Source organism: Streptomyces sp. NPDC094034, assembly GCF_040303865.1.
Classification (GTDB): domain Bacteria; phylum Actinomycetota; class Actinomycetes; order Streptomycetales; family Streptomycetaceae; genus Streptomyces.
Window position 1 is genome coordinate 14,349 of the sequence record NZ_JBEOUD010000069.1, and the last position, 15,359, is coordinate 29,707.

Consider the following 15,359-nt stretch of genomic DNA (forward strand, 5'->3'; position numbering starts at 1 on the left):
TGCCCTTCCCGGGGTGCAGGTTATTCGGCTGCTTCGGTCAGGTGGGCGAGGGTGGAGCCGCTGGGGCTTTTTCGGACGTGGAGGCGGTGGGTGATGCGGCGGCGCAGTTCGGGGATGTGGCTGATGACGCCGACGGTGCGGTCGTGTGCGCGCAGGGAGTCGAGGACGTCGAGGACGTTGTGGAGGGTGTCGTCGTCGAGGGTGCCGAAGCCTTCGTCGATGAAGAGGGTGTCGAGGGGGTTGCCGCCGGCTTCGTGGGTGACGACGTCGGCCAGGCCGAGGGCGAGGGACAGGGAGGCGAAGAAGGACTCGCCGCCGGAGAGGGTGTCGGTTTTGCGGGGGCGGCCGGTCCAGGAGTCGGTGATTTCCAGGCCGAGGCCGGAGCGGGCGCCGTGGGCGGCTTGCTGGTCGGAGTGGCGCAGGGTGTAGCGGCCTTCGGACATTAGGTGGAGTCGCGTGTTGGCGGCGGTGACGACCTGTTCGAGGCGGGCGGCCAGGACGTATGCCTCCAGTTGCATGCGGACCCGGGTTCCTGGTGCGTTGCCGGTGGCCAGGTCGGCGAGGTGGCGGGCGGTGTTGTGGGCCAGTTCGAGTGTCTTCAGGTGTTCGACGGCTGTGCCTAGGGTGGTGGCGAGTTCGGTGAGTTCGGTGGTGCGGGTGCTGGCGGTGGTGGCGGCGGTCACGGCCTGGGCGTGCTGGTCGTCTGCGGCGGTGCGCCGGGAGGCTGCTGCGTCGATGTCGGCGGCGGGCTGGGCTGCTGCGTGTTGGAGGGCGGGGTCGTCGAGGACGGCTTGGTGGGTGGCTCGTGCTTCACGCCATTGGTTGATCTCTTCTTCCAGAGCGTTGAGGTCCTGTTCGCTGAGCAGAGCCTGTTCGGCGGCGGCGAGCGTGTCGAAGTCCTGGGAGGCGGCGGCGTCGGTGGCGTCGCTGGTGCGGGTGTCCAGGGCCTGGGTGAGGTTGGCGGCGGTACGTGATGCCTCGGCTGCCTGCTCGAGGTGGTCGGCGGTGCGGGTGAGGTCGTCGATGTGGGCTGCCAGGGTGGGGGCGGTGCTGCGGGCGGTGTCGAGTTTCCGGGTGAGTTCGGCCTGTTGCCGGGAGAGGGTTTCGTGGGTGGCGTTGCGGGCGGACAGGCCGACGGTGGCGGTGCTGTCCTGCTGGGTCATGGCCGTGTGTTCGCGGTCCAGCTTGAGGAGTTCTTCTTCGACGGTCCCGCGGTCGGCGGCGCGCTGGAGGGTGTCGGCGAGTTGCTGGGTGAGTTGGTGGTGTTCGGTCGTGAGGGTGTCCAGCGGGGTGTCACCGGCTTCGCCGGTGGCGCCTGCGGCGCTCTCTCGCAGTTTCTGCAGCTCAGCGGCGACCGTGTCGCGATGCTGTTGGGCTTGCTGGTGGGTTTCCTCGGCGGTCTGTTCGGCCTCGCGGGTGGGGTGTCCGTCGGGGGCCTGGGCGGGGGCCGGGTGGGAGCATGAGCCGCAGACCGGGCAGGGTGCGCCGTCGGTGAGGCCGGCTGCGAGTTCGGCGGCCATGCCTTCGGTGTGTCGGCGGCGGATGTCGATGTGGGCCTGGGCGGCCTGTTCGGCTTCCTTCTGCGCGGTGGTCAGGCGCTGTTCGGCGGTGGTGATCTGTGCGAAGTGGGCGTCGCGGCGTTCGGCGGCTGCCAGGCGGATGTCGAGGGCGTCCAGCTGGGCCTGGTGGCCCCGGCTGTCTTCCTCGGCCTGGCGGGCGGTTTCCCGCCGGCCTTCCAGGGCAGCGCGCTGGGTGGCTTCGTGTTCGAGCCAGTCGCGGGCGGTGCGCTGCTGGTTGGTGAAGTCCTGCTGCTCGGCGTCGATGCGTGTGAGGTCGGCGGTGAGCTGGCGGAGGGTGTCCTCCTCGGGGAGGAGGGTGTTCAGCACGGCGATGTCGTCGCGCAGGCCCTGTCCGGCTGTGGCGAGGTCGGTGGCCTTAAGCGTGGCGTGTTCGGGGAGCAGTCGGGTGCGGGCGTCGCGTTCGGTGTCCTGGGCGTGGGTGTGGTCGGTGCGTGCGGTGGTGACGGCGTGCAGCAGGGGTGCCAGTTGCTGTGCGCGGCGGGCCTGTTCACGGCGGCGGGCCAGCTCCTGCTGGTGGGGGGTCTGCTCGTCGAGCCGGTCCATGTGTTCGCGGGCGGCGGCGTGAGCGGTCTGCCGCTGGTGCAGTTCGCGGGTGTCGTTCTCCAGCTGTTGGTGGGAGAGCTGGTTCTTTCTCGCACTCTCGGCGTGGTTGTCGGCTTGGAGGGCATCGGCCTGGCTTGCCTGGGTGAGGTCGTGGGCCCAGGTCATGGCGGGTTCGGTCAGAGTGTGGGGGTCGTCGGGGGTGGGTGCGTCGCGCTGGGACTTCAGGGTGGGGCCTGCGGCCTGGTGGATGCGGGAGGCAAGGTGGAGAACCTCGTCGCGGGCGGTGTCGCGGTTCTTCTGGACGGTGCGGCTGTGGTCGTTCAGCCAGCGTTCGATGAAGGCGTAGCGGTCGGTGTGGAAGAGCTTGCCGAGGAGTTCGCGGCGTTGGGGTGCGGCGGCGTAGAGGAACTTGGTGAACTCGTTCTGGGGCAGGAGGACCACCTGGCAGAACTGGGTGCGGCTCATGCCGAGCAGGTCTTTGAGTTCTTTGCCGGTTTCCTGGTGGGACTTGCTGGAGGGTTCCCAGTGGCCCTGGCCGAGGGAGTCGGTCGTCCACCGGCTGAGCCGGGTCTCGGCTTTCTGGAGGGTGTCGCCCGTGCCGCTCTTCTTGGGGCGCGTCTGCTGGGGGATGCGGTCGATGAGCAGCCGCCGTCCGGCGACGGTGACGTCGAGGGTGACTTGGGTGAGCAGGTTGTCCGGGGCATGGTGGCTGCGCAGCATCAGCTCGCGGTCGACTGGGGGTTCGCCGTACAGGGCGAAGCAGATGGCGGTGAACAGGGTGCTCTTGCCGGCGCCGGTGTCGCCGTGCAGGAGGAACAGGCCGTCGGCGGTCAGGGCGTCGAAGTCGACGGTGTGGGTGCCGGCGAAGGGGCCGAATGCCTGCAGGGTGAGGTGGTGCAGGCGCATCAGACGGTTTCCTTCTGCAGTTCGTTCACGCGGGCGGCGTCGATGGCCTTTTGGAGCAGGGTGTGTTCGTCGGGGGTGGGTGCGGTGCCGCGCAGGTCGGCGATGAAGTCGCAGGCGATGTCGAGTTCGCTGCGACCCTGGATGCGTTCGGTGTAGGTGGGGGTGTCGGTGGCCTGGGCGGGGATGAAGGGACGCTGGTGTTTGAGGCTGAGGGTGTGGGGGAAGCGGCGGCGCAGGCGGGCCATGGCTTCGAAGGGCAGGGCGGTGTCGGTGAGTGTGACCTCGAGCCAGGCGTCTTCGAGGTGTTCGTGGGCGGGGAGGGTGAGCAGGTCGTCGATAAGGCCCTCGATGCGCTCCAGGCGGTGGGGCTTCGGGCAGGGCAGCCTCTTGAGAGCGGGAGCGGTGCCGGGGGCGGTGAGGTCGACGAGGGTGAGGGACTTGGTGTGGGTGGCCTCGGAGAAGGAGTAGGCGAGCGGGGAGCCGCTGTAGTGGACTCGGTCGGTGACCTTCTGGGGGCCGTGGAGGTGGCCGAGGGCGACGTAGTCGATGCCGTCGAAGACGTCCGCGCCGACGTGGGCGACCCCGCCGACGCTCAGGTCGCGTTCGCTGTCGGACTCCTCCACGTTCTGGCCGGTGCCGGGGGTGACGAAGGCGTGGGCGATGACCACGGAACGGGCGCCGGGCGGCTGGCGGTTGGTGAGGTCGGCGTGGATCCTGTCCAGGGCGGCGGTGAGCACCGCGTGGTGGGAGGCGGCATCTGCTTCCAACTGGGTGCGGACCATCGACGGCTCGAGGTAGGGGATGCCGTAGACGGCGACCGGGCCATGGGCGTCTTCGAGGAGGACGGGGGCGTCGCAGGTGGCCGGGTCGGTGCGCAGGTGGATCCCGGCGCGGGCGAAGAGGCTGGAGCCGATGCCGAGACGGTGGGCCGAGTCGTGGTTTCCGCTGATCATGATGATCGGGACGTCGAGGTCGGCGAGCTGGTGCAGGGCGCGGTTGAACAGGCGCACGGCGTCCAGGCTGGGGATGGCCCGATCGTAGATGTCGCCTGCCACGAGGACCGCGTCGACGCTCTCGGTACGGGCGGTATCGACCAGATGGTCGAGGAAGGCTTCCTGGGCGGGGATCAGGTCTTCTGAGTGGAACCGGCGGCCCAGGTGCCAGTCCGAAGTGTGCAGAAACCGCATAAGCACAGACCGTAACCACAGAGAGAGCGGTTGCGGGTGGTTTTCCTGATAAACGGGCATCCCGACGGACGTTTTGAGGGGATGCGGTGCGCGGGATGCCCCGGCTGTTTCCTGCGTCCATGGCAGGCGTGCCGTCGCCGAGTGATTGTCAGTGGCAGGAGGCAAGATGGGCTGTGGGGGGAAGGAGGATGTGATGTCGAGATCGCGTTCTGCCGGGAGTGAATCTGCGGTGGCGCCGGGCGGGTGCCGCTGGTGCGGAATCGAGGCACGAGGTCACGGTCGGCAGCATGCGGCGGGCGTGGGCTGGCACGCATGGACGGCCCCGACGCTGCAGCAGCGCAAGGAGCGCATGCTGCAGCGTCGTGCCGGTCGACTGGTCAGGACGCCAGGTCCTGAATGTCCCTGAAGGCGTCCCTCAACTGTGTCGGGGCGTCCTCGGCGCTGGCGAAGGTCGTTACCAGTGAGTAGAGCATGTCGTCTTTGCCGTCGGGGCTCGTCTGTTCGGCGCCCTCTTTGATCATGGTCAGAACGCCTCCGCTGAATTTCCCGCCTCGGTGGGCGGCAAAGTCTTCTGCGGTCCATTCCTTGCCCTGGGGACGCGGCCAGCAAGTGTTGGCGGCCGCAGACCACTGGAGGTCGGTGAAGAGTTCCTCGAGTTCGTTGAAGCCGTCGGCCTCGCCGACATAGGTGACCTGGGTTGCGAGGTCGAGTCCGGTCTTGATGAGCCGCTCGGTCTTGAAGTGCTTGTTGGTGCGGCTGTCGGCGTCGACCATAAGCATGACGGTGCGACGGTTCTTGACGAGGTAGCCGGCCAGGTGGAGGGCTCCTTCGTTGTTGCCGCAGGCCCACAGGGCGATGCCTGCCGCCTGGAGGGACAGTCCCTGGGAGAGGCGGAAGAGCAGGGGCAGGCACTGCTGCTCGGTAGGTCCTTCCACGGCGAGGAAACAGCGCTCGTGCAGGAGGACGGAGTTGCGTAGCCCGACGGCGGCGGCGATTTGCCCGAGGTGGAAGCCGACACCGTCGTGGGATTCGTCCTCAAGTCGCTCGACGACGGTGCGACCTTTGTCGCTGAGGCGAAGGTGGACCACATCGGCGATGTCGACACCGTCGATGAGGTTCATAGAGTGGGTGGCGACCACCACGTTGACGTGGGACAGAGCGCACTGCTTGCGGATGATGTCCATGACGGTGCGCTGATGGCGGTAGTCGAGGTGAGTGTCGGGCTCGTCGTAGACGACGATGGCCTGTGTCGGCTCCTGATCGCTCCGCTCCCCTGCGGCGGCAAGTTCGCTGTGTTCCAGCAGGTCGCTGGTCCATTCCCACACGGCGAGCGCGATCCGGCGGGCGCTCGGGCATGCCCGGCATCATCGGAAGCACCGGCGCCGACCGGTCCAAGGCCTGGATCTGCGTCTTCTCATCGACACACAACACCAGTGCGTGCTCGGGCGGGGCGAGATACAGCCCGACCACGTCACGGACCTTCTCGATGAACTGCGGATCCTTCGAGAGCTTGAAGGTGTCCACCAGGTGCGGCTTGAGGCCGAAAGTCCGCCAGATCCGTGAGACTGCCGACTGCGACAGGCCCACTTCCCTGGCCATGGACCGCGTCGACCAGTGCGTGGCGTCTTTCGGCGTGGTCTCCAGCGTCTTGACGACCACTTCCTCAACCTGGTCGTCGGTGATCTTCCGGGGCCCGCCCGGACGCGGTTCGTCGGTCAGGCCCTCCAGCCGGTCCCGCACGAACCGGGCCCTCCACCGCTTGGGTTCTAACGGTCCTCGCAACGCCCGCGATCTGTGGGAGTTGCGAGGACCTTGGGCGTTGAGCGTGATGATCTTGCCGGGTTGCGGGAGCGTTTCCTTGCGCGGCTGGATGTCGTGGGGAACGTGACCGGAGCGCGAGAGGCTGCGGGTCATCGACATGTAGGCGACGGCAGTCTGGAGTTGGTGCTCTTCGACGGTCTCCTGGGTCATGCCGGTGGAGGCCGGGAAGTAGAACCCCCGCGCCATGCCGAACGTGATCTGGAGGAGGACCGCGCCGAGCAGGTCGAACTTCCCGCTGATTAGCATGTATCCAGTGCCTGCCTGCGCCACCGCGCTCACGAGGTAGCAGGTGACCAGGATGAGCCGACGCGGCAGCCGGTCCGCCCATACCCCGCCGATCAGCAGCAGGGCGAGCGTCGGCACGGTCTGGGCGATCAGCAGAGCGCTCAAGGTCGACGGCGATCCCGACTGCTCCATGATCCCTAGGGCGAGGGCGACCGGCGCGATCGCGGTGCCCGCCATGGAGATGGCCTGCCCGGCGAACAGGTACCGGAACGATGTGCTGCCGAACGGCCCGGCGGCGGTACGCGTGGTCGTCATGTCCGCTCGCCCCGGCTCGTGCCGTCCCGCCAGACCAAGCCGACGCCCAGCCGCCGGTAGCCCTGTACGAGGTTGGAACGCAGCCACTGCGGTTCCTCGGCCAGTTCGACCGAGGTGACGGTCTCGGCCATCACCCGGAGCAGGATCGCGAGTTCCACACGGGCCAGGGCGGCGCCGAGGCAGTGGTGGGAGCCGACGCCGAAGCCGAGGTGGCGGTTGGGCCGACGGGCGGGGTCGAAGGCGTCGGGACGGTCGAAGAGCCGGGGGTCGCGGTTGGCGGCGGGCAGCCAGGCGGCGACCGCAGCGCCCTTCCCGATCATGTGGCTCCCGATCGTCACGTAGTCTGTGGCAACCCTGAGGACGTGCATCGCGGGCGAGGTCCACCGGATGACCTCCTCGACGGCCACCGCGATCCGGTCCGGGTCGGCGGCGAGCGCTGGCAGGAAACCCGGCGCGTGAGCGGCGGCGTGGAAGGCGCCGCTGATCGCGTGCCGGGTGGCGTCACCCGTGACACGGTCCTGGCCCTGGCTCCCGAGTTCGAACTCAAGGCGGCCGAACGCCCGGTCACCTTCACGGAGTTGAGGGAGGGCATAGCCGATGGGACCGTCATCGAGGTCTTCGCGGCGGGCACGGCGGCGGTGCTGACTCCGGTCACCGGCATCAAGGGCGAGGGATACGAGCTCACGGTGGGCGACGGCACGCCGGGCGAGCGCACGGCCGCCCTGCGCGCCCGGGTGCTCGGCATCCAGTACGGCCGTGTCGAGGACCCCTACGGCTGGATGCGCCAAGTGGTGTGACGCCGCCCTGACGGACGACGGTGGCCCCGGACTACGCAGGCCCGGGGCCACCCCGCTCCATCCCCGTCAGGTCACTCATCAGCGGTCGAGGTCTCGCGGGCGCTCTCCGGCAGCCGCAGGCACACCGCAGAGGAAACCGGGCACAGCACGGCCGCCTCCCTTGAGAAACGGGCGTACATCCACCTCGCCACCATCACCCTCGCAGCCTCGCCATCCGGCTTCGAACATGATCAAAGAAGCAGTGCCTGACCGGACGCATCGGCACTAGACTCGAACTCCTGAGCCGGCCCGTACGGCTCGGCGACCGCCTCCGCACCACACCGAGGGGAACCCCGTGACCGCGCCCGCCGTCCGCACATGGCCGCAGCTCCTCGCGGCGCTCCTGCGCCGCGAGGACCTGACCGCGGACGACACCCGATGGGCCATGGGCGAGGTCATGAACGATGCCCACGAGGCCGCCGCGTTCGCGGGCTTCCTCGTCGCGTTGCGCGCCAAGGGCGAGACCGCCGCAGAGATCTCTGGCCTGCTCGACGCCCTCATGGACCGGGTCGTGCCCCTGCCCATCGCTGGCAAGGGCGTCGTCGACATCGTAGGTACCGGCGGCGATGGCGCGCACACCGTGAACATCTCCACCATGGCGGCAATCGTCACCGCCGCTGCCGGGGTGAGCGTGGTGAAGAACGGCGGACGCTCTGTCTCCAGCAAGAGCGGATCCGCCGACGTGCTGGAAGCCCTCGGTATTCCGCTGTACCTCAGCACCGAGCAGGTCGCCCGGTGCGTCAGCGAGCTGGGTATCGGCTTCACCTTCGCCCCTGCCTTCCATCAAGGCCTCAAGCACGCCTCGCCGGTCCGGCGCGTTCTGGGTGTGCCCACCGCGATCAACTACCTCGCCCCGCTGACCAACCCCGCCCGCCCCGGCGCCGCCCTGGTCGGCTGCTCCAACCTCCAGCTCGCCCCCGTCCTGGCCTCCGTGCTGGCCGACCGCGGCGCCAGGGCCCTGGTAGTCCGTGGCCACGACGGACTCGACGAGATCACCACCGCCGCCCCTACCGAGGTGTGGACCATCGGCGAGCAGGGCAGTGTACGTACGACCACGATCGACACCCTCCGTTTCGGCCTGGCCCGCCCGCAGGCGGACGCACTGCGTGGCGGCGACGCCGCCTACAACGCGACGGCCGTGCACACAGTGCTCAGCGGGGTGCCCGGCGCGGCCCGCGACGCGGTCCTCGCGAACGCCGCTGGCGCCCTGGCCACCCACAGCGGCGCCCTCCACGATGCGCAGTCGGCCTTGTTCGAGGACGTCTTCGCCGACGGTCTGAACCGGGCCCGCGCCGCAGTCGACAGCGGCGCCGCCGCCGACCTGCTCGAGCGCTGGGTAAAGCTCGCCTCCGAGCTGGCCGGACCTCGCTGAACCCTGGCTGGCCAGGCGCGCCTACCACCTGTTCTTCGAGGACAAGATCCCGTACCAGGTCGCGGTCGTCGAGCTGGCCGAGGGCCCGCAGATGATCGCCCCGCTGGAACTAGCCAGCACCCCCGGCTCGCGATGCTCCGCCGGGTCCTCAACGACGACTCCCTGCCACTGCGGGCCAAGGTCGCCGCCGCCCACGTTCTCCTCTACGCGCAACCCGTCAGCCGCATCGTTCGCCTCACCATCGACGACGTCACTGACGACGAGGCGACCATCACCGTCCAGTTGGGCGACCCGCCGTCCCCGCCGCCGGAGCCCGTCGCCGTTCTGATGCGGGCCTACATCCAGTCCCGTCAGCACCTGCCCTACGCCAGCAGCAGGAGCTCGCAGTGGCTCTTCACTGGCCGTCAGCCCGGACAGCCGATGAATCCCGGTCAGTCTCCAGGTTCATCTGCGTGAGATCGGTGTCCCGCCGCAGCGCGGCAGGACCTCCGCCATTCGGCAACTCGTCCTCCAAGGCCCCGGTGCCCGTCATCGCGAAGGCGCTCGGTTACCACGACGAGACAGCCACTCGCTTGGTGACCGAAGCCGGAGGAACATGGAGCCGATACGCCCCCGGCGATCACCAGCAATGAAGCGCGGTACTTACGCTGGGTCCGCTGAGCCGCGTTTGTCCTCAACATGCACGACGTGAAGCTCGGTGCCGTCTCGGTGGCGCTTGGAACGTCCGAACAGCCCGACAGCGATCTGCGACTGATCCTGAGGCTCATCAGGGCCGACATAGGTAAGGACATCGTTGTGATGCCCGGTGACGACCTATCCCTCGACGTCCTTGATGTCGATCACCCCAAAGTCCCCTGCCGAAGATCCGGCATGCGCCGCGCCGAACTTCTTCAGGAGGTCGGTTGCCTGTTCAGCAAGCTCCCCTTCCGGAACGGTCAGCACGACACAAGTGCCATGCTCGAACAGCACCCACGACTTGCGAGGGTCGGCGAGAAGCCGCTGCCAGACGTCTATCACTATCTCGGTGTTCACGCCGGTCATCATGCCGCAGGGCAGCGACACAGGGTGACGATCGGCCTACGGCTACGGCGGAAACGCGACTCTTGCAACACGCGGGCCTACCAGTCCCACGACCGGCGACGAAGACCGTGGCGCCACTGCACACCACGTCAGCATTCTTTATAAATAAACCAAGTCGGGCCATATGCCCGGGCGCAGAACGCCTGAGTACACCCGCGCCGGTGTGATCATTCACGCGTTTACAGGCGGGGCTCCGCTTCAACTCGCCTGTGCGTTGAAGCGGATGTGAGCCACGGCTGATAACCGCCTGTGCCTGATTGCTGCTTTCTGCGTAGTGTCCTGCGCTCGTGACATGCATCTCGCACGCAGGTCGCATTTCTCTATTGGGAAAGGAAACACGCTTTCGTGTCTTCACACAGACATCAAGCGCCCAGGCGTCGGGCGCGCCTCGCGGCCGGGGCCGCGCTGCTTCTGGTCGTCGAGGCCGCGCTCCTAGCCGGGGCCTCGCTGCCGACCAGCGCAGCGTCCGCGCCGGTACCCGACGCCCCGAAGGTGGTCCAGCCATCGAAGGCTGAGATCCTCGCGTCGGACCTGGCCTGGGCTGCCAAGCACGCGAAGGGCTCGACAGCCTGGGCCCTTGCCCGAGCGAAGAAGACAGGGAAGAAGACCGTCGTCACCGACGAGACGACCGAGACGACGTACACCGTCGCCAACCCGGACGGCACCCTCACCACCGAACTCACCGCCGGCCCCGAACGGGTCTGGAAGAACGGCACGTGGCAGAAGGCCGACGCCACCCTCACCGAGGCGGCCGACGGAACCGTCACTTCCAAAGCGCACCCCAACGGCCTGCGCCTGGGCGGCAAGAGCGGCACTCAGCCGGAGTCGATACGCGCCGCGCAGGACGACACCGCCCGTGACCTGGTCACCCTGGGCAGCGGCGACAGCACGGTGACCCTCCAGTGGAAGGGCGGCTTGCCGCAGCCCGAGCTGGACGGCACCCGCGCCCGCTACAAGAACGCCGTGCCCGGAGCGGACGTCATCGTGGAGGCGACGCGCACCGGCTTCGAGCAGTTCGTCGAGATCGCGCAGCGGCCGGGTGCCGACGGCTACTCCTACACCCTCCCGGTCAAGGCCAAGGGCCTCAAGGCCACGGCGAACAAGGACGGTTCGGTCACCTTCACCGATGTGAAGACCCATGCCGTACGGGCCACGATGCCCGCCCCGGTCATGTGGGACGCGGCGGTCGACAAGACCTCCGGGGAGCACACCAACAGGGTCCGCGTCGACATGAAGGTCGTCGACAAGGGCTCCGGTGAGGTCGACCTGGTCGTCACCCCGGACGCGAAGTTCCTCGCCGACCCCGGTACGCGGTACCCGGTCACCGTCGACCCGTCCACCTCCGCGCTGTCGAACACCTTCGACACCTACGTGCAGCAGGGCGAGACTGTCGACTGGTCCAACGACGTCGAACTCGACTTCGGCAACCCGGGAACGAAGAACGCCGACGGGACCCCGCGCACCGCGCGCTCCTTCATCACCTGGAACACCACCCCGATCCAGGACGCGCTGATCGTCGACACCAACCTGTCGCTGTGGAACTTCCACTCCGGCAACACCGACTGCACCGCCCAGTCCTGGACCATCTGGGACACCAGCGCCCCCTCCACCGCCTCCCGATGGACGTCCCAGCCCACGTGGAACCAGCAGTACCACTCCTCCACCGAGACCAAGGGCAACCCGGACTGCGCCGCCACCCAGCCCGACGGCTGGATCAACGCCGACGTCGACACGCTCGTCCAGTCCTGGGCGTCCGCCAAGGCGACCCGCGGCCACATGGGCCTGCGCGCCGCGACCGACGACGTCAGGGCGTGGAAGCGGGTCAACTCCGCGAACAACACGGCCAACCAGCCCAAACTGTCCGTCACCTACAACTACCGGCCCTCCGACGGCACCAACCGGCAGGCCGGAGCACCGTTCAAGTCGTACGCGGGCGTGTGGGCGGTCAACACCACCACCCCGACCCTGCGTGACACCTTCACCGACCCGGACGGCGACAAGGTCAACGGCACCTTCCAGGTCTACGACGCCGCCACCGACACCCCCATCACCACCCCGGCCGGCGAGGGCCTGATCGTCTCCGGCTTCGTCGACTCCGGGAAGCCCGCCAGCGTCACCGTCCCGGCAGGACAGCTCAAGGACGGCAAGACCTACAAGTTCCGCACCAACGCCTACGACGGCACCCACTACAACCTCAACTGGTCCCCCTGGACACAGTTCGTCGTCGACACCACCGCACCCAGCGAACCGGCCAGCATCAGCTCGGGCACGTACCCGGACGACGGGCGCGGCGGCGGCGCGGGAGTGGCGGGCGCGTTCAACGTCGACACCGGTGACGACGGGGCTCGGGAGATCCGCTACCGCCTCGACGGTGAGCTTCCTGCGGACACCGACCCTGCTCTGCTGGACGGCACTGACGAAGCATCGGACACGGACGGCGGGGACATTCCCAGCCCACCCAAGGCCAGGGCTGTAGCGCCCGAGTGGCAGAGCGCGGCCACGACCGGTACTACCGGCTCGTTTTCCGCCACCCCCGCTACGGACGGCGCGCACCACGTAGAGGTGCTGACGGTGGACCGAGCCGACAACGTCGGTGCCGCGGCTGACTATGGCTTCCTTGCAGGTGGACAGGTCCGCACCAACCATGTCGTGGACATCAAGCTTCCCGACAAGCCCGCCTATGGCGACGGCAAGTGGAAGGCATCCGGCGAGTGGCAGCAGATCCCCGGCTATGAGACGCTCCGTGCCACCAAGGGTGCGGAGCCGCAGTGCAAGGACAACGATGACGGCACCATCACCTGCGGGGCGATGAAGCCGCGCAAGTCCAAGGGCGGTTGGGCCAGCAAGCCACACAGCGTCACCGAGCAGGTCGGCGTCCAGACGGCCAAGAGCAGCCGCGCCGCGAGCGAGCTGATCCCCGAGTGCTCCGGCGTGAATGAGGACGGCACTCCGAACCCGGACAATGCACAGTGGGGCTGGTTCTCCCGCACTGAGATGTGCATGGCGGCCTATTACGAGTACTACACCTACGACAAGCAGACCAAGGTGCGGCTGTCGCAGGCCGACTTCTTCGTCGATGTCCAGATCAAGACCGACACCAAGTCCCCGGACATCAAGTTCTGGGCGCGGATCCGGCCGAAGGCATCTCCGCCGCCCACCCCGGCGATGACGAACGACATCAAGATCGATTTTACTCCGCGTTGCGACTTTGGTTGCAGCAACCTCCCCGCCTTCGCCTGGGACGGGTCGATGACCTGGAAGGGTGCCAAGGAGTACGACAGCCACGAAGTGACCGGCACCGCCACCATGACCTACGACGTCAAGAACGATCAGAATGGTGGCGCCAACGGCAGCGGCTGGGACGGCAAGTCCCGTAAGGATGACATCCGTTCCCGCAATATGCCGATCGGCTTCTTCGGTCCGGAGTTCACTGGAGCCTCGGGCGATGACAGCACCGACATCGGCGCAATCTTCGACAAGACGCTGCAGTCGAAGGCTCGCTGCGACTTCGCCGACATCGGCCTGCCTCCAGGCTGTGTGTTCCCCGAGTACGTGCCAGGCTATGTGATCAAGAGCAATGAGTTCCCGGCCGCCGTCGCGCACCTGTGGCTCATCAACGGCAAGATCGGTCAGAGCACTGGCACTGTTCCGGGCGGGTGGCCGAGCACGCCCCTGCATTACCTGCCGATGTCGTCGAAGGCGGAGCACAAGACCAACCAGCGCAATGCCTACGATCGGGGGGCCAACCAGAACCGCGACAAGATCTGCGGAAGGTCGGGCCAATACGGCTTCCAGCCACACCGTTTGACGAAGGAGGCCGCCAAGACGTACCAGGCGGGTGACAAGCCCTCCTGCGACGAGGTCTCCTTCAACTCCACTTACGAGTCGGCGGGCATGCCGGCCAGCATGGTTCCTTCTGGCATGACCTCGTATTCGGTGGACAACGGCGCCCAGTGCGTCCAGACCTACGAGGGTCTGGGCAGCGACGGGAAGATCCACCTGCGGGATGACGGCCGTTACCCCGAGCCGGACTGGAAAAACATCAAGTGCGGCCGGTCCTCGATGGCACTGAGCGTGAACTCCGGTGCGATGCGGCCGTTCGGCGCGTTCGCCAAGGCGCACCGCATGCTCGACAGGGACCCTTACTGGGTCTACGCACCGATGGCCGACATCGGCTGCGACGCAGAGATGTTGAAGAAGGACATCGTCACCTGCGAGATCACTGATCTCGACCCGTTCCTCATCCCCTAGCAGCACGTCTTCTGAACGGTGACAAGGCGCCCGATCCCGGGTCGGGCGCCGTGTCACCCACACGCTGGCCTCAGGCGCTGGACGAGTGCAGCGGCGTCCAGCCGCGGAACCGCTCGGCGGGCCGGTCGGCCGGGTCGGCCCAGACCAGTGCACCGTCCGCCAGTCCGGGAACAGTTCCGTTCAACGCCCTGGCCGACTCGACGGCGTCGACCACCTGGCTCAGCAGTTCTGGCAGCGTCATTCCACTGGGTGTTTCAGGGTCTTCTTCTTCCATGTACCAGGCTCCGAGCAGGCCGTTTCCGCAGTCGACCGTGGCACCCGTCCAAGGCTCGTTGATCTCATTCGTAGTGAAAGGAAGCCACAGTCGGCCCCAATCCGCGTAGTAGTCGGCCTGGGCGGCACGAATCTCCAAAGCGGCCTCGACCGGCATCAGCGCCTCTCCGCCGAGGAAGAGGCCGGCGCCGGTCTCCTGCCCCTCGTCTTCCGCCACGCCATCGTTCATCGCCCACAGAGACCGAAGGCCCGGGTGGAGCGGGAACCCCAACTGCTGTTCCGCCTTGGCGAGCCGGTCGGCCGATGCTCCAGGCCGCAGGCAGTCATATGAGGCAGGTGCATACGAGGCCAGCCAGCCGGTGAGTCGGCCCCAGAGGTCCACGACCTCATCCACGCTTATCTGATCAGGCATGACGCTTACTCAATCACAGCAGGAGCAGTGGCAAGCTCCTCCTGCTGGTCTCCTCCATCACCTCAACCAACTCAGCAGGACCGGGCCTCACAAAGATCCCAACCCCAAACAGCCCCTAGGGGCATTGGGTCCAACAGGGGCAACAGCTGCTGAGCAGGAAATTGCCCACGCTGACCGCCGTCGCCGGGATGTGACCCGGGGCCATGGTCGGGGTGTGACCGGGATATGCCGGGCTGCCCGCCTGTTCCGCTGTAGGCCCGTTAGGCCCAACAAGTCCAACAGGCCCCGTCCGCTCCATGAGCGGGGCAGTGCCGGTCAGGCATGGGGGCGGCGCAGGTTGGTTCGCATGGCGGCGATGACGCGCTGCGGGTGGGTTGGTGGCTTCAGGCAGTCCTTGTACGAGAAGGCGACCTTGCAGGCCGAACGCCCACCAGATCCGGGACACGCTCGACTGCGACAGGCTCATCTCCCTGGCCATGGCTCTCGTCGACCAGTGCGTGGCGTTCTTCGGCGTGCTCTCCAGCGTCCTGGCCACAACGGAGGCAACCTGCTCGTCGG

Annotated in this window: 9 protein-coding genes and 4 pseudogenes; 4 read left to right on the plus strand and 9 right to left on the minus strand. The window is 67.7% G+C overall.

Annotated features, from left to right (window positions below; all coding sequences use genetic code 11):
• Positions 1 to 20 precede the first annotated feature (20 nt).
• From ABTZ59_RS34925 to ABTZ59_RS34950, 6 genes and pseudogenes are all read right to left on the minus strand, one after another.
• The gene (locus ABTZ59_RS34925; RefSeq protein ID WP_351424230.1) at positions 21 to 3,029 is read right to left on the minus strand and encodes an AAA family ATPase; all 3,009 of its coding nucleotides are present in this window, start codon (positions 3,027 to 3,029) and stop codon (positions 21 to 23) included.
• Positions 3,029 to 4,216: an exonuclease SbcCD subunit D gene (locus tag ABTZ59_RS34930; protein ID WP_351424233.1), complete on the minus strand. Its 1,188-nt coding sequence runs from the start codon at positions 4,214 to 4,216 to the stop codon at positions 3,029 to 3,031. Before ABTZ59_RS34930 ends, ABTZ59_RS34925 begins: the two co-directional genes overlap by 1 nt.
• A 377-nt stretch (positions 4,217 to 4,593) precedes the next feature.
• Entirely contained in the window at positions 4,594 to 5,337 is a 744-nt protein-coding gene (locus tag ABTZ59_RS34935) for a TOPRIM nucleotidyl transferase/hydrolase domain-containing protein (RefSeq protein WP_351424237.1), read from the minus strand.
• Positions 5,338 to 5,559: 222 nt separating this feature from the next.
• Positions 5,560 to 5,974 (minus strand): annotated as a pseudogene (locus tag ABTZ59_RS34940) (IS630 family transposase); the annotation flags it as partial.
• A gap of 144 nt (positions 5,975 to 6,118) precedes the next feature.
• A pseudogene (locus ABTZ59_RS34945) lies at positions 6,119 to 6,577 on the minus strand (MFS transporter); the annotation flags it as partial.
• On the minus strand, positions 6,574 to 6,945 hold the full coding sequence (locus ABTZ59_RS34950) for a cytochrome P450 (protein WP_351424244.1): 372 nt from the start codon (positions 6,943 to 6,945) through the stop codon (positions 6,574 to 6,576). The pseudogene ABTZ59_RS34945 and the gene ABTZ59_RS34950, both read right to left, overlap by 4 nt.
• Between ABTZ59_RS34950 and ABTZ59_RS34955 the strand changes: the two genes are divergently transcribed.
• The 3 genes from ABTZ59_RS34955 (at position 6,940) to ABTZ59_RS34965 (ending at position 9,241) form a co-directional block, all read left to right on the plus strand.
• On the plus strand, positions 6,940 to 7,374 hold the full coding sequence (locus ABTZ59_RS34955; protein ID WP_351424253.1) for a branched-chain amino acid aminotransferase family protein: 435 nt from the start codon (positions 6,940 to 6,942) through the stop codon (positions 7,372 to 7,374). The two genes, ABTZ59_RS34950 and ABTZ59_RS34955, sit on opposite strands and share 6 nt — an antisense overlap.
• A 334-nt stretch (positions 7,375 to 7,708) precedes the next feature.
• Positions 7,709 to 8,785 (plus strand): anthranilate phosphoribosyltransferase, encoded by a 1,077-nt coding sequence (gene trpD / locus ABTZ59_RS34960; protein ID WP_351424256.1) that lies wholly within the window; start codon positions 7,709 to 7,711, stop codon positions 8,783 to 8,785.
• Positions 8,786 to 8,917: 132 nt separating this feature from the next.
• Positions 8,918 to 9,241 (plus strand): hypothetical protein, encoded by a 324-nt coding sequence (locus ABTZ59_RS34965; RefSeq protein WP_351424260.1) that lies wholly within the window; start codon positions 8,918 to 8,920, stop codon positions 9,239 to 9,241.
• A 357-nt stretch (positions 9,242 to 9,598) separates the two neighbouring features.
• On the opposite strand, the gene ABTZ59_RS34970 is transcribed toward ABTZ59_RS34965, so the two are convergent.
• The gene (locus ABTZ59_RS34970; protein ID WP_351424264.1) at positions 9,599 to 9,817 is read right to left on the minus strand and encodes a hypothetical protein; all 219 of its coding nucleotides are present in this window, start codon (positions 9,815 to 9,817) and stop codon (positions 9,599 to 9,601) included.
• A 453-nt stretch (positions 9,818 to 10,270) separates the two neighbouring features.
• Here ABTZ59_RS34970 and ABTZ59_RS34975 point away from each other — a divergent pair.
• Positions 10,271 to 12,238: pseudogene (locus tag ABTZ59_RS34975) on the plus strand (DNRLRE domain-containing protein); the annotation flags it as partial.
• A gap of 1,948 nt (positions 12,239 to 14,186) precedes the next feature.
• On the opposite strand, the gene ABTZ59_RS34980 reads toward ABTZ59_RS34975, so the two are convergent.
• Both ABTZ59_RS34980 and ABTZ59_RS34985 read right to left on the minus strand, forming a co-directional pair.
• Positions 14,187 to 14,801, minus strand: coding sequence for an SMI1/KNR4 family protein (locus ABTZ59_RS34980; protein WP_351424267.1), 615 nt, complete (start codon positions 14,799 to 14,801; stop codon positions 14,187 to 14,189).
• Positions 14,802 to 15,216: 415 nt separating this feature from the next.
• Positions 15,217 to 15,359 (minus strand): annotated as a pseudogene (locus ABTZ59_RS34985) (IS630 family transposase); the annotation flags it as partial.